The following is a 14,962-nucleotide window of genomic DNA, read 5'->3' on the forward strand; positions in this document are numbered from 1 at the left end:
ATAAAATATTTACTATCTATTCATTACCCGGTTGGATATTATTTTAAGCATCTTAATAAAAAAGAGAGCTTTCCATTGTTTTGAATAGTAATGTTCGGGCAGGGGGAAGCCCACCCGCAGACATTACCATGTTGAAAGCACTCTTTTTATATTTTCCAATTGAAACAATAAGCTTTTCTTAATATATTTATACTTGCGGTCCTTCTACCCGTTCTTTCTTTCTAAAGTCTACCGGCTTATCTTTTACTTTTCTGCCTCTACATACTAACCAAAGCTGTGAAGCAAGGTATAGAGAAGAGTATGTTCCGGCAATCAATCCAATTAAGAGTGCAAAAGCAAAGGCCCATATAGATGATGCTCCAAGCACTAAGAAAGCAACTACAGCAATAATGGTTGTGATTGAAGTATTCATTGTTCGCGTAAACGATTGAACAATACTCTTATTCACAATTTCTGCTAACTTTTTAAAGGATTTGACTCTTTTCTCATGACGAATGTTTTCCCTGATCCGGTCGAAAATAACGAGTGTATTATTCAGAGAATAACCAATTATCGTTAGAATTGCCGCTACAATAGTCACATCAAATTCTATTTGCGTTACACTGAAAGCCACTAACATAAAGAAAACATCATGCAAGAGAGCAATTACTGCTGTAACGCCAAAGAAGAATTCAAAACGAATCGCAATGTAGGCAACAATAAATAATGATGCGATGGCTACAGCATAAATCGCATTTTTTACAAGCTCTTGCCCGACAATTGGCGATACCACACTCACGCCAGGCTCATGATCGTAAATATCTAAGAAATGCTGCTGTACATTATCCACTTCTCCTTCATCAAGGACCGTGTCAAAACGAACAACCCCAATTTCATTATTTTCACCAGATAAATTGACAGAGCTTATTTCATAACCAAGCGTTGCAAATTCTGATTCTATTTCTTCTTCCGTTAAGCTCTGATCGGCTACAACTTCTATTCGCGTACCGCTTGTAAAGTCAACACCCGGATTGATTCTAAAGAGGCCAATGAGCACAGCCCCAATAACAATTAACAGTAACGTAACAGTAAAGAATTTCTTGCGATGATTTGTAAAATTAACCTGCTTTCCAAAAATAGTCGGCTTCAGTTCTTCTCCTTCTGCAATATCCTTGATTTGATTCTTATTCACACCGAGCCAAGCTTTTCTTTTTCTTAAAAAGCCGCTTTGGACCCATAATGAAAGGAGAGCTCTTGTGCCAAATACCGCAGTGATAAAGCTGATTAATATACTGATAATCAACATCGTCGCAAAACCTTTCACAGAACTTGTCCCAAATATAAATAACACGCCAGCTGCAATTAAGGTAGTTAAGTTTGCATCTAAGATCGTTATAAAGGAATTTTTATTTCCAGATTGAAAGGCTGCTTTCACCGATTTGCCGACGCGCAATTCTTCTTTAATACGTTCAAACGTAATAACATTCGCATCGACGGCCATTCCTACTCCCAGAATTAAGGCTGCTATCCCTGGCAATGTCAATACGCCATTCAGCAATTCAAAAATCAAGACGACTAAGAATACATATACAGCCAAATTAATGGAAGCAATAATCCCGCTGAAGCGATAAACTACACAGAGATAAAGAACGATTAAAGCAATCCCGATCAGACCCGCGATAATTGTTTCATTTAACGCCTGTTCACCAAATTGTGCACCTACAGATGTAGAGAAAATTTCATTCATATGTACATCCAGTGAACCAGAATTAATGATATCTGCCATTTGCTGCGCAGATTCCACCGTAAAATCGCCTTCAATCATAACATCATTAGAATGAATCGCCTGACTTACTGCCGGCGCAGAGACAAATTTAGGGTCTTCTTTCGTAACTTCTTCCTCAAAAGAATCCTCGCCTTCCTGGTAATCCATCCAGATAACTAAACGGTTATCTGTCATTTGGCTAATTTCTTCGGTTACTTCACCGAACTTAGCTGCATCCTGTAATTGCAAGGTAACAATCGGCGCATTGGTATTCGGATTATAATCCTGACTGGCGCTTCCTTCTACAATATCAGATCCATCAAGGTATTCTTCATCATCAACATCCCTGAAAGACAATTGCGCGGATGTTGACAGTAATTCTCTTGCTTCAGCTTGATTCTCAACACCTGCAAGCTGTACCCGAATCCGGTCATCTCCTTCTATATCGATAACCGCTTCACTTATTCCCAGACGGTTCACCCGGTCATTCAGCGTCTGGACCGTCCCTTCCAGTAAACTATTTGAAATCTCCTGGCCATCTTCAACAGGCTCTACTTCATATAAAACCTCAAAGCCTCCCTGCAGATCCAAGCCAAGGTTCACATTGCTTGCCAGATTACTAAACGTTGTTCCAATTACTCCTGCCAAAATTGCGATGACAAGAAAAAAGGCAACGATTCTGCCTCTTTTTTTCATCGTTTGCACTTCCTCCTTCATATATCAACCATTTAATACGTGTTCAAACGAGTATTATTTCCCCGTATCTGGTGAATTGCCTATAAGTGCTTCGATTGAAGCGGCTAAATCATCATTTTCATAGGATTGAATCGTTAAATAGCTTAAATAAATCGATGATTTCAAATGAAAAATATCTTGAACGATTTCATGTAACTTTTTTTCCGGTTCGCCGTTCCAGATTTTTACACAAAGACACTTCCACACGCCTTCCGGAGTCGCTTGTTCATAACCTAGCATTTCTAATTCTTCTTGTTTGCTTTTCAGTGCCGGATAAATCATTTCTTTCCATGCGTCTACATGTCGGCTGTCCATTTCATCCCACCATTTCTTCTTAAGCATCCTCGTTAATCTCCATGAAGTACTCTCTTATTGTACGACTTTTTTATTCAACTGTCATGGTTTGTCCATTATACAGCATATATATCATTGTATATCAAATTTATTTTTTTGAGAAGGCGGGGCAACACAAATGACAAAACAATCCTTTATCCAAGGAGCATTGATTCTAATTATCGCCGGGATGCTGACCCGTTTTATGGGTTTCATTAACCGAATGGTCGTCGCACGCTTTATGGGTGAAGAAGGTGTCGGTCTTTATATGATGGCTTTGCCTACCTTATTTCTGGTGATGACGCTGACGCAATTTGGTCTTCCTGTGGCTATTTCCAAGCGTGTAGCCGAAGCAGATGCTCAAAATGATTTGAAAAAAATAAAACAAATCGTTGCCGTCTCCCTTGCGATAACCTTAAGTGCAAGTATCCTGTTTACTGTCATATTGATTCTTGCAGCACCTATATTATCGGATACCTTATTCACGGACAAACGTGTACTGCTTCCTTTAGTGGTGATTAGTCCGATTATCCCTATAGCTGCTGTCTCCGCAGTATTAAGGGGATATTTCCAGGGAAAACAGAATATGAAGCCGCAAAGTATCGCACAAGTGCTTGAACAAGTTGTACGGATTGCCTTCGTTGGTATATTCATATATATCCTTTTACCTTACGGCGTGGAATATGCAGCGGCAGGCGCTATGTTCAGTATTATTATTGGTGAATTCGCTTCTCTCTTATACATGATTCGAAAATTTCGTCAAAAAAGAAAACTGAAAATACGCAAACACTTTACAGAAACAGTTTTATCCGGAAAAGAAACCGCGAAAGAACTATTATCTATTTCCATGCCTACCCTGGGGAACAGAATGATTGGTTCGATTTCTAATTTTCTCGACCCAATCATTATTGTCCAATCTCTTGCACTGGCTGGAATAACTACAGCTGTTGCAACGAAACAATACGGAGAATTAATGGGTTATACCATGCCTTTATTATTTTTACCGACTTTTATAACAAGCTCCCTGTCAATAGCACTTGTTCCTTCTATTTCGGAAGCTGCAGCCAAGAACCAAAAGGAACTGATTCATAGCCGTATTCACCAATCCATCCGAATTTCCTTTGCTTCAGGGGCATTAGCTACCATTGTAATGACTTTATTCGCTGCTGATCTGTTAAACCTTATGTATCGTTCGGATTCCGCTGCCCCGTTGTTGATTATTATGGCACCTTTTTTCTTATTTTTATATATTCAAGCCCCATTGCAGGCAGCACTGCAAGCACTTGATTTAGCCCGCCCGGCAATGTGGAACTCATTGATTGGGGTCATTTTAAAATTTGGAGCGATGATACTGCTGGCAACCAGTTCCAATTTAGGAATCAAAGGAGCAGCAATCGCTATCTGTGCGAATGTTGTTCTCGTTACTTTTCTTCATATTATGGTATTAAAAAAGGAAATCAATTATTTTCCAGCCTGGAAGGAGATTATCCGCATGATTATTTTATGCGGAACTACTTTCCTGCTGACATTCTATATAAAAAACCAATTCTATGCAGCCGATACAACTTTAATCTCGTTTACCCTGCTGCTCATCATTATTGCTTTAATTTATATGATATTGCTGATTCTATTACGATTTATTCGAAAAGAAGAATTAAGACAGCTGCCGTTTTTCTCTAAAAAGAAATAAATTTAGAGAATTTATCTGTCATTTCCCTATAAATATTTCTTCTAAATAAAATGTCCGGGCATAAATTTAATTAAGGGACAAACTCAGAGGAGATGAATCAATGGTAAAAATTCAATGGACATCCTTACTCTACGGTTGGATTATATTATTCGTTTTACTTTTTCTCACGAGCTTTGCATTGGGCTTGTTATTAAAATTCGTGGACATGACAGAATCAACTTTATCATGGGCAACCTTTGTCATTGGTCTGGTTATTTTGTTCACCTGCGGAATAATTACTGGTTTAAAAGGAAAAGCAAAGGGCTGGCTTTTAGGGGTGATGATTGGTTTAGGATTTACCGGATTTGTTTTTCTGGTGCAATTTCTCGGCTACCAGCAGGGTTTTACATTGACACAAGCGATGTATCACGGGTTTTATCTGATTGCAGCCATATTAGGCGGAATTATCGGAGTTAATTTTTCAAGCCCGGCAGAAGAAAATTGATTTGTAAACGATAGTAATCCATAAAAAAAAGCTAATGAATGTTACTCATTAGCTTTTTTCATGGATTATGCGTCTTGTTTTACTTCTCTGATTGCTGAACGGTCATATGTTAATTTTGTACCTTCTTCAGTAATTAACACAATGGTGCCTTCATCAATCGCATGGATTTTCGCATGTAATCCGCCGATTGTTATGATTTCATTACCTTTTTGCAGGCTATCTTGCATTTCTCTTACTTGCTTCTGACGCTTTTGCTGCGGACGAATAAGTAAGAAATAAAAAATAGCAAACATAAGTACGATCCATAAAATAGGTGTAACCATTTCCATATGTTCCAACTCCTTCCTAAAAGTTCTTTGGATTCTCTTGATTCAATCCATATTGTTCAAAGAATTCCTCTTTGAAATCGCCAAGTCGATCATCTTTTATAGCAGTTCGGACTTGCTCCATTAAGTTTAACAGAAAATGCAGGTTATGATAAGTCGTAAGTCGGAATCCGAATGTTTCGTTACATTTTATTAAATGTCGGATGTAAGCTCTTGTATAATTCTTACAAACGTGACAGTCGCAATGCTCATCTATCGGTGAAAAATCACGCGCATATTTTGCATTCCGAACTACTAATCGGCCGTTTGAAGTCATACAGGTTCCATTTCTGGCAATCCGGGTCGGCAGAACACAGTCAAACATATCTACGCCGCGAATCGCACCATCAATCAGTGCATCCGGGGAACCGACTCCCATTAAATATCTTGGCTTATTCGCCGGCAATAGGGGTGTAGTGAATTCCAAGACATGATTCATCACATCTTTTGGCTCTCCAACGGATAATCCGCCAATCGCATAGCCGGGAAAATCAAGAGAAATTAAATCTTGAGCGCTTTGTTTTCGTAATTCTTCATATTCTCCGCCCTGAACGATACCAAAAAGACCCTGGGTCTCCGGACGCTTATGCGCCTCCAGACAGCGCTCTGCCCACCGGGAGGTCCGTTCAACAGATGACTTCATATAATCATAGGTCGCCGGGTACGGAGGACATTCATCAAATGCCATCATAATATCTGATCCTAATGCATTTTGAATATGCATTGCTTTTTCAGGTGAAAGAAACAGCTTCTCTCCATTTAAATGATTTCGGAAGTGAACGCCTTTCTCCTCAATTTGACGCATATCGCTTAAGCTGAACACCTGGAAGCCGCCTGAATCTGTCAAAATGGCTTTATCCCAGTTCATAAACTTATGCAGGCCGCCAGCCTCTTCAATAATATCCTCTCCGGGGCGCAGCCACAAATGATAGGTATTCGATAAGATAATATTTGCCTGCATCGAATGTAACTCTTCCGGGCTCATTGTTTTTACTGTTGCCAGCGTACCTACCGGCATAAAGGTTGGTGTATCAAACGAGCCATGTGGCGTATGGACACGTCCAAGCCTCGCTCCTGTCTGTTTATCTGTTTTAATTAATTCATACGTTATCGGTATCATCATTTATCTTCCCTTTTCTTCAGCCTAAACATATCATAACGTATTTATACCTCGTTAGGCTAGATAATTAGCATCGCATCTCCAAAACTGAAGAAACGATAACGTTCTTTCACAGCCTCATGATATGCATGAAGTACTTCATCTTTCCCGGCCAGAGCACTTACAAGCATGATAAGTGTTGATTTAGGAAGATGAAAATTTGTAATTAATCCATCAATTGCCTGATATTGATATGGCGGATAGATAAAAATATCAGTCCAGCCGCTTGTTTCTGTAAAGGAACCGTGATTATCCCGGGCAATTGTCTCCAGCGTCCGGGTGGAGGTGGTTCCTACTGAAATAATTCTTCTGCCCTCTGCTTTGGCATTATTCAAAGCTTCAGCCGCTTCCCTTGACATGCGGTAAAATTCACTATGCATCGTGTGCTCTTCTACAGAGTCTACACTTACCGGACGAAACGTACCTAAACCAACATGAAGCGTAATAAAAATAATCTGGACACCTTTCTCCTTTATCTGCTGTAATAACGCATCGGTAAAATGAAGACCGGCAGTCGGCGCAGCGGCAGATCCTTTTTCTTTTGCATAAACCGTCTGATAACGGTCCTTTTCAGAAAGCTGTTCCTTAATATACGGCGGTAAAGGCATTTCACCAAGCTCATCTAATATTTCATAAAAAATACCCTGGTAAGAAAATTCGACTGTACGTCCGCCATGTTCTTTTGTACCTGTGCAAACAGTTTTTAACAGCCCGTCTCCAAAATCAATGACTGTCCCTTTTTTTACTTTCTTCGCTGGCTTTACTAATACTTCCCAGCTGTCGCCTTCTTCCTGATGCAGTAAAAGGACCTCCAGCTTCGCACCGGTATCCTCCTTTACACCATACAGGCGGGCAGGCAGCACCTTCGTATCATTTAAAACAAGGCAATCGCCAGCATGAAGGTAGTTTATTATATCTGAAAAATGCTGATGCTGTATTTGACCTGTCTGTTTATCCAAGACACAAAGCCTGGACGCAGTCCGATCCTTTAATGGCATCTGCGCAATCAACTCCTCAGGCAGATCAAAATCAAAATCTTCTATATTCATGTCCATCCCTTACTTTCCTCTTATCATTAAAACTTTATCTAAATCTGCTGATGATAAATAAAATCAGCGTTAATATGACACTAACAAGAATAGAAGTCATTAACGGAAAATGAAAGGTCATATTTCCTTTTTGGAACGTAAAATCACCCGGAAGTCTCCCAATAAAGGTCCAAAGCAAGCCAATGACAATCAGTACAACCCCTGCAATAATAAAAAGCTTTCCCATTACTCTTCCCCATTTATCATTGGTATTCCAAAATGTTCATAGGCTTTGGGTGTCACTTTCCTGCCTCTGGGTGTGCGCTGGATAAAACCTAATTGCAGCAGAAAAGGTTCATATACTTCTTCAATCGTCTGCGATTCTTCACCAATCGTTGCTGCAATAGTATCTAAGCCGACTGGTCCGCCGTTAAATCCTTCTATAATTTCTTTCAACAGCTTATGATCGATATGATCCAAACCAGCGTCATCGACCTGCAGCATTTTTAACGCTTGTCTGGTTGTTTCAAAGCTAATCTCTGTTTCCCCTTTTACCTGGGAAATATCGCGCACTCTTTTCAATAATCGGTTTGCGATACGCGGCGTTCCTCTAGATCTGCGGGCTATCTCTACAGCAGCATCCTCTGAAATCGTCATATGGAATATATCGGCTGTACGCATGACAATTTGACGCAAATCTGCTACATCATAATATTCCAGGCGGCTGAGTACGCCAAAGCGGTCACGCAGCGGCGCACTCAAGAGCCCCGACCGTGTTGTTGCCCCCACCAGTGTAAAAGGCGGCAAATCAATCCGGACACTGCGCGCACTTGGTCCGCTGCCGATTACAATATCAATAAAAAAGTCTTCCATAGCCGGATAGAGCACTTCTTCCACAGACCTTGGAAGACGATGCACTTCATCAATAAATAATACATCTCCAGGCTCCAATGAAGAAAGAATCGCCGCTAAATCTCCTGCTCTCTCTATTGCCGGACCGGAAGTAGATCTGAATTGTACACCCATCTCATTAGCAATAATAGAAGCCAGTGTTGTTTTACCTAATCCCGGCGGACCGAACAGCAATACATGATCAAGCGGTTCTTCGCGCATCTTAGCAGCTTGGATAAATATACTTAAATTTTCCTTTACCTTGGGCTGACCAATGTAATCCTCTAATTGCAACGGCCTTAAACTTTGCTCTATCGATACATCCTCATCATGCAAGTTCCCGTCAATCATACGTTCATCCAAGAGGAACCCTCCTTTCTATTATTTTGCCAGCAGACTAAATGCTTTGCGAATAACCTCGTCTGTATTTGCAAGTGACGTATCTGATTTCAACTGCGGCGTAATTTTTTTCAATTCACTTGTGGTAAAGCCTAATGATTTTAGCGCGTCCAGTGCTTCAGAAACAATTTCGCGCTCCCCGGATCCTGCTGTTTCCCCAGAAGTCTGCTCCGCATTATTCTCTATTGCAAAATCATGAACCAGCTTCCCTTTTAAGTCTAAAATAATCTGGCGGGCTGTTTTTTTTCCGACCCCGGGAAAGGTTGTTAAAAATTTTTCATCTTCATTTTCCACTGCTGCAATAAACCCTTGAATATTCACACCGGCTAAAATTGCCAAAGCTCCTTTAGGACCAATGCCTGACACAGAAATAAGCTTCGTGAATAAATATTTCTCATCCGTATTCCGAAAGCCGAATAGGATTTGTGCATCCTCTCTGACATGATGATGCGTATGTATTTGGACTTGCTGATTCATTTCCGGTTCAAAAACATAAGGATTGGGACAAATCAGCTCATACCCAATCCCATGTACATCCACAATAACAGCATTATCTTTTATCGTCATAAGCTTTCCTTTTATATATGCAATCATATTGAGCTCCCTTTATTTTAAGTACATGTTCAAAAAAACCCATAAATAGGACCAAGTCGGCTAAAGCCGCAAACGTCCTGGGGTTACGATTACTCACCCCATCAGAAAGAGTTGTTGCAACGCCGACACTAGCACGACGTGGGCATTTTTAGTAGAAGTTCCTTATCCCGCCGTGTGATTTTTATTGGACTTTTTGAACTTCCCCTTTACACTGAATCAATGAATAAACTTCTATTTATGATAAATAGAAGTTTATTCATTCGTCTCCAGATTATGATGAACATCCTGGACATCTTCACTTTCTTCCAGTGCATCCACTAACTTCATCATCTTATCTTCATCTTCCGGAGATAAAGAATTATAATTTTGCGGGATGAAAGTGACTTCTGCATCAGCTAACTTGTAAGACTGCTCTTCTAAATAAGAGACAACTCCCTGGTAATCCTCCGGGCTTGTGAAGATCTCATAAGCTCCATCCTCTACGCTGACATCCTCTGCGCCCGCTTCCAGTGCATCTAAAGTCATCGTATCTTCATCAATAGAGCCGTCTTCATTTTCAACGACAATGTAGCCTTTACGATCAAACATAAAAGATACACTTCCATTTTCCCCGAGATTTCCGCCATTCTTTTTAAAAGCATGTCTGATTTCTGCTGCAGTACGGTTTTTATTATCTGTTAAGACATTTACAATAACCGCAACACCGCCTGGACCATAACCTTCATAGGTGATTTCCTCATAAGTGGCGCCATCCAGCGTACCTGTTGCTTTTTTTATATTTCTCTCTATATTATCATTAGGCATATTGTCAGCCTTCGCTTTATCAACAGCTGTTCTTAAAGCAGCATTGGTATCCATATCTCCGCCGCCGCTTTTCGCAGCAAGATAGATATCTTTCGCATGCCTCATAAAAATTTTACCTTTTTTTGCATCCTGTGCATTTTTTCTCTTCTGTATATTTTTCCATTTGGAATGTCCAGCCATTAGACATACTCCTCTCTCGAAACTCTTTTTTTACTATATCAAAAAAAGTCCCATCAGAAAAGGAAAACCGTCTTTTTTCCTTAGCTACTCGAACAGATTTTCAAACACACGTTCCATATCTTCTCCCATTTGATTCGCTTCATCCCGTGCATAAAAATCTTTGACCCGCTCCCATTTTGCTACATTATTATAAATAAATAGCTGCTTATCTGTATCCAGAATTTGTTCGATTTCCTCGCTTATTTCTTCAAAATCACGCTGATTTGTACCTTTTTTCATTTGAACAGCAACAACGATACGGTCATTCGCTGTTACAACTTGGACGTCTTCTACGTCAACGTTCTCACTGATCATTTTTTGAAATGCAGCAGATTCATCTCTGTCAAAAGTGTCTAATGACGGAGCATCCGTTTGTTTTTCAGCATCCTTTTCTGACACTTTCTGATTCCTGGTACCCTCATAATGAATTGGCTGAACGAATTGGTCCTCATTCGCTTGTTCATCTTTACCTGCATCTCTTTCTGTAGTAGTAGTATCTGCACAGCCTGTTAATAATATAGCGATGAACACTGCATAAAACATATATTGTATTTTAAACATAATAAAATCCTCCCTCATACTGTAGTATGGATAAGGAAGGATTTTTTACCCCTTTTTTATAATAACTTTTATGAGCTGGAATCATGTTTATCATCAGGCTGTTCCGGATAGAATGGCGGCTTTGGATAGAATGTATTTCCATGTGAATTAGATAACGGTGTCTGATGAGGCTGGAAATAATGTCGATTTTCAGTAAAAATTGAACTCTGCCCCGGATTCTCCATAAATGATGCTGATGTTGGCAGATGATTGGCTTTATTAGGTGACAACGGCTTATCATTATCGGTCTGTTGATTAGAATGCAATGTACGGTTCGTTACTGACTGATAAGATTCAGGCATCGGTGGCTGCTGACTTGCTTCATTTACGGACGGCTGCTGATAAGGCATCATTCCTTGAAACTGCTGAGGAGCTGCTTCAAACTGCGATTCATTAAAACCGGCCGGAATCGGGGCAAAGCTGCCTTGCATCGGCGGTAGTGGTTGCTGCCCTCCACAGCCGCAGTCTCCCGTCGGCGGCATCATAGGAAATCCTTGCTGCATTCCCGGATGAACAGGATACGGGTGATACGGATGTACCGGCGGGTGCATCGGCGGACAAGGCATATAAAATACTGGCATCATCTGCGGAATAAAGGGCATTGGTTCACACGGCATTGCTGCTGGCTGCTGATATGTCTCAAAATCAAATGCAGGTTGCTGCTGTTCAGTCTGTTGTGTTTGCGGTTCTGCCATACTGGCTGGCTGTTGTTCTTTGGCAGGTGCGGTTTTTTCTTGCTTATGTTCTTTTGGCTTCGGCGGCTCTGGCATTTTGTATGGTTTCTTTTCTGTTTTCATTTCCTTTTCTAAAATAGGCATAGCAGGCGCCTGTGGCATTTGAGGCATTTTGGGCATCACTGCTTCAAATTGTTCTTTTTTCTTTTCTTTTTGATCATCCTCTTTTAATACAGCAATTGGTGTCGGAGTTTTTTGCTTGTAAGGATGTTCTGCTTTTTTCTGCTCTTCTTTTTGCACTGGTTTTTTTTGTTCTTTCTTGGATGTTTTTGTCTCTTCGTTATTAGCAACCGGCGTCATTTGTTCCTTCTTAGAAGTCTTATCTGCCTTGGATTTTGGTGTCATCTGTTCGTTTTTAGTTGTACTTTTTTGTACTGCTTTTTTTGATCCGGGTATTTTTATTTTCATTCCAGGCATCAATTTTTCCGGGTCTGCCAAATGTGAATTTACCTTTTTTAATTCTTCAAAAGAAGCATTATACTTCTCTGCCAATTTCCACAACGTATCTCCAAGCTGCACAATGTGTATTTTCAAAATTACGAACTCCTTTCCCTTTCATCATTGAAATGGGCTAATGCTCTATATCAGCATATGCATGAAAAAGAAAAAAGTTGCACAGGGAGGATTACATGCTTATTAATTTTCAAACTTTCAGTATTTCGTTTCGTTCGGATTAAGAAAAACCATGGTTTTCTTTCCAGTCCCTCAAAAAGGTGACCTGTCAAAATAGTGTCGGCATCCATAAATGTTTAAATCTAATTTGTACATACTAATCAGGGAAAGCGTAATTTAAATATAATTTCTTGCGTCAGGTGTCCCCTGCTTTTAAACCTAATTGAATTTCTTCATCAAAATTTAAGGTGGAGAAACGATGGGTAAATATACTACCGGACGATAAGCTTGAAAAAACAGTACTCTTTCCGAAAGCCTGAACCCACGCTGAATAAAAAAGAGAATCGCCATTTTTCTGCTGGATTTCCCTGCTCTCATAACGTTCATAAATGTTATAGCGGATGCCGGGGTTTAGTCTATGGCTAGCCCTATTCGTTATGTCTGTTTTAGGTTACGGAAGTCCAAAAATATAATAAAAATCATTGTATGTACATTTTAAATACGGGAAGGAGAAAATTATGAGCAAATCCTCTAAAAAAAGGAAAATATCTGGTGTTTTTATTTATGCCTCTATTATTGTCGGCATTTTAGTGATACTTGGAGCAGTATTTCCAGATCAATTTGGACAAATTTCCGGTAACTTATCATCCTGGATTACGAGCTACTTCGGCTGGTATTACATGATTCTAACTGCTGTCCTTGTTTTCTTTTGTTTATTTCTTATTTTCAGTCCTATTGGAACTTTAAAATTAGGAAAGCCAAAAGATAAACCAGAATTTCGTACTATCTCCTGGCTGGCAATGTTATTTAGTGCCGGAATGGGAATTGGATTAGTGTTCTATGGTGCATCTGAGCCAATCTCACATTATATTGCCCCGCCTACAGCGGATCCACAGACCAACGCTGCCATGCTTGAATCGGTTCGCTCAACATTTTTACATTATGGATTTCATGCCTGGGCTATATACGGGGTGGTTGCACTCTCTCTTGCATATTCACAATTTAGAAAAGGAGAAGTCGGACTTCTATCCAAAGCATTACGCCCATTATTCCATGATCGTGTCGACGGGCCATTAGGCACTGTCGTAGATGTATTGGCCGTTTTTGCAACTGTGGTTGGTGTCGCCGTATCACTTGGTGTCGGGGCTTTGCAAATCAATGGCGGGTTAAACTACCTTTTCGATATACCTAATAACTCCCTCGTCCAGGGAATCATTATAGCTATTGTGACAGTGCTTTTTCTAATCAGTGCCTGGAGCGGAATAAATAAAGGGCTTCAATATTTGAGTAATGCAAACATGGTGCTGGCCGGCATATTATTTCTTACCATATTAATTGTTGGACCGACCATTTTAATCTTAAATATGATGACAAGCGGAGCAGGCTCCTATTTGCAAAATCTTCTATATAACTCTTTAGATGTTGCGCCGTTAAATCAGCAAAAGAGTGATTGGATGGCTGACTGGACGCTTTATTATTGGGGATGGTGGATGAGCTGGAGCCCGTTTGTCGGTATCTTCATTGCACGTGTTTCCAGAGGACGGTCGATTCGTGAATTTGTTTTGGCTGTAATGCTTGTCCCTACAATCATCAGTATTTTATGGTTCAGCGTATTTGGCGTTACAAGTATTTCGATTGCACAAAGTGCACCGCAAATCTTTGATATGGGCCCGGAAACGCAATTATTTGCAGTTTTCAATGAAATGCCGCTGAGCACCATTTTATCCATTGTTGCAATTCTGCTCGTAACCATATTCTTTATAACGTCTGCAGATTCAGCAACATTCGTTTTAGGGATGCAAACATCGTTTGGCTCTTTAACTCCGGATAGAAAGATTAAAATTATTTGGGGAGCTTCCTTGTCAGCCATTGGATATATCCTTCTTTTAGCCGGCGGAGAAAACGGCCTCGATGCGTTGCAGTCGGCCGCAATAACTGCCGCCTTACCATTCAGCATCGTTGTTATATTGCTGGTTATATCCTTCTTTAAAATTGCTAATGAGGAAAGGAAATTTTTAGGTTTATCCATAACACCTAACAGAAAAAGAATGCAGACGTATCTGGAAACTTCGCCAGAGGAATACGACAAGAAATTAGAAACATACCGGGAAAATCAAAAAGACGATACAAAAGGAATATAAGTAAATGTAAAAAATGACGCATCAAGATAAGGACCTTTTGGGTAAGAACTTCCAAATGCATTTGAACATCTATTGCATGATATGAAAAAGTGTTGAGAAGGTAATGTCTCAGCATTTTTTCTTAGCTCATTATAATTTTTGACAGGTTATCCTTTTAAACAGAACATTCAAAAGCAGCAATGTCATATAAATCACTTTGCTTTTCAATATTCAAATAACTGGCTGATTATTATAAAGGATGTTCTTTTTGATTTAAAATGTTTTCTTTTTTTTTTATAGAGGTATATAGATATAAGAGTGTATTTTAATACAAGAAGCTTAATAAAATTGAAAAATTGTTCTTACTGCAGTACAGGAAGGGTTTCCCGTTGTTTTCATCCGGTCAGCAGTTGATTTTATTGCGGTTCCTTGTTAGGATATGAAAGTCTAA

14 protein-coding genes are annotated in these 14,962 nt (G+C 39.8%); 3 read left to right on the forward strand and 11 right to left on the reverse strand.

Features of this window, described 5'->3' with window-relative positions:
* Positions 1–187 precede the first annotated feature (187 nt).
* Positions 188–2,440, reverse strand: a complete 2,253-nt coding sequence (secDF, locus tag MKY65_RS13005) for a protein translocase subunit SecDF (protein WP_339177450.1) — start codon at positions 2,438–2,440, stop codon at positions 188–190.
* Between the two features lie 54 nt (positions 2,441–2,494).
* Positions 2,495–2,821: a post-transcriptional regulator gene (locus MKY65_RS13010; protein WP_339177453.1), complete on the reverse strand. Its 327-nt coding sequence runs from the start codon at positions 2,819–2,821 to the stop codon at positions 2,495–2,497.
* 130 nt (positions 2,822–2,951) lie between these two features.
* Between MKY65_RS13010 and spoVB the strand changes: the two genes are divergently transcribed.
* Positions 2,952–4,502, forward strand: coding sequence for a stage V sporulation protein B (gene spoVB / locus MKY65_RS13015; RefSeq protein WP_339177454.1), 1,551 nt, complete (start codon positions 2,952–2,954; stop codon positions 4,500–4,502).
* Between the two features lie 100 nt (positions 4,503–4,602).
* The gene (locus MKY65_RS13020; protein WP_339177455.1) at positions 4,603–4,986 is read left to right on the forward strand and encodes a TIGR04086 family membrane protein; all 384 of its coding nucleotides are present in this window, start codon (positions 4,603–4,605) and stop codon (positions 4,984–4,986) included.
* Between the two features lie 65 nt (positions 4,987–5,051).
* Here the strand turns inward: MKY65_RS13020 and yajC are convergent, their stop codons facing one another.
* The 9 genes from yajC to safA form a co-directional block, all read right to left on the reverse strand.
* Positions 5,052–5,315, reverse strand: coding sequence for a preprotein translocase subunit YajC (gene yajC / locus MKY65_RS13025; protein WP_339177458.1), 264 nt, complete (start codon positions 5,313–5,315; stop codon positions 5,052–5,054).
* Between the two features lie 16 nt (positions 5,316–5,331).
* The gene (gene tgt, locus MKY65_RS13030; RefSeq protein WP_339185241.1) at positions 5,332–6,471 is read right to left on the reverse strand and encodes a tRNA guanosine(34) transglycosylase Tgt; all 1,140 of its coding nucleotides are present in this window, start codon (positions 6,469–6,471) and stop codon (positions 5,332–5,334) included.
* Between the two features lie 59 nt (positions 6,472–6,530).
* Positions 6,531–7,565: a tRNA preQ1(34) S-adenosylmethionine ribosyltransferase-isomerase QueA gene (gene queA, locus MKY65_RS13035; RefSeq protein ID WP_339177459.1), complete on the reverse strand. Its 1,035-nt coding sequence runs from the start codon at positions 7,563–7,565 to the stop codon at positions 6,531–6,533.
* A gap of 28 nt (positions 7,566–7,593) precedes the next feature.
* Positions 7,594–7,785 (reverse strand): DUF2905 domain-containing protein, encoded by a 192-nt coding sequence (locus tag MKY65_RS13040; RefSeq protein WP_339177461.1) that lies wholly within the window; start codon positions 7,783–7,785, stop codon positions 7,594–7,596.
* The gene (gene ruvB, locus MKY65_RS13045) at positions 7,785–8,792 is read right to left on the reverse strand and encodes a Holliday junction branch migration DNA helicase RuvB (protein ID WP_339177463.1); all 1,008 of its coding nucleotides are present in this window, start codon (positions 8,790–8,792) and stop codon (positions 7,785–7,787) included. Before ruvB ends, MKY65_RS13040 begins: the two co-directional genes overlap by 1 nt.
* An 18-nt stretch (positions 8,793–8,810) precedes the next feature.
* Positions 8,811–9,422: a Holliday junction branch migration protein RuvA gene (gene ruvA / locus MKY65_RS13050; protein WP_339177464.1), complete on the reverse strand. Its 612-nt coding sequence runs from the start codon at positions 9,420–9,422 to the stop codon at positions 8,811–8,813.
* 252 nt (positions 9,423–9,674) lie between these two features.
* On the reverse strand, positions 9,675–10,406 hold the full coding sequence (locus MKY65_RS13055) for a YebC/PmpR family DNA-binding transcriptional regulator (protein WP_339177466.1): 732 nt from the start codon (positions 10,404–10,406) through the stop codon (positions 9,675–9,677).
* A gap of 84 nt (positions 10,407–10,490) precedes the next feature.
* A complete protein-coding gene (locus tag MKY65_RS13060) occupies positions 10,491–11,006 on the reverse strand; it encodes a YhcN/YlaJ family sporulation lipoprotein (RefSeq protein WP_339177469.1) in 516 nt (171 codons plus the stop codon).
* Positions 11,007–11,074: 68 nt separating this feature from the next.
* Positions 11,075–12,313 carry a SafA/ExsA family spore coat assembly protein gene (gene safA, locus MKY65_RS13065; protein WP_339177472.1) on the reverse strand — a complete coding sequence of 413 codons (1,239 nt, stop codon included), beginning with the start codon at positions 12,311–12,313 and terminating at the stop codon, positions 11,075–11,077.
* Between the two features lie 596 nt (positions 12,314–12,909).
* Between safA and MKY65_RS13070 the strand changes: the two genes are divergently transcribed.
* Positions 12,910–14,532, forward strand: coding sequence for a BCCT family transporter (locus MKY65_RS13070; protein ID WP_339177474.1), 1,623 nt, complete (start codon positions 12,910–12,912; stop codon positions 14,530–14,532).
* The last annotated feature ends 430 nt before the right edge of the window (positions 14,533–14,962 follow it).

Source organism: Oceanobacillus sp. FSL W7-1293 (assembly GCF_037969815.1).
GTDB classification, from domain to species: domain Bacteria; phylum Bacillota; class Bacilli; order Bacillales; family Amphibacillaceae; genus Oceanobacillus; species Oceanobacillus oncorhynchi.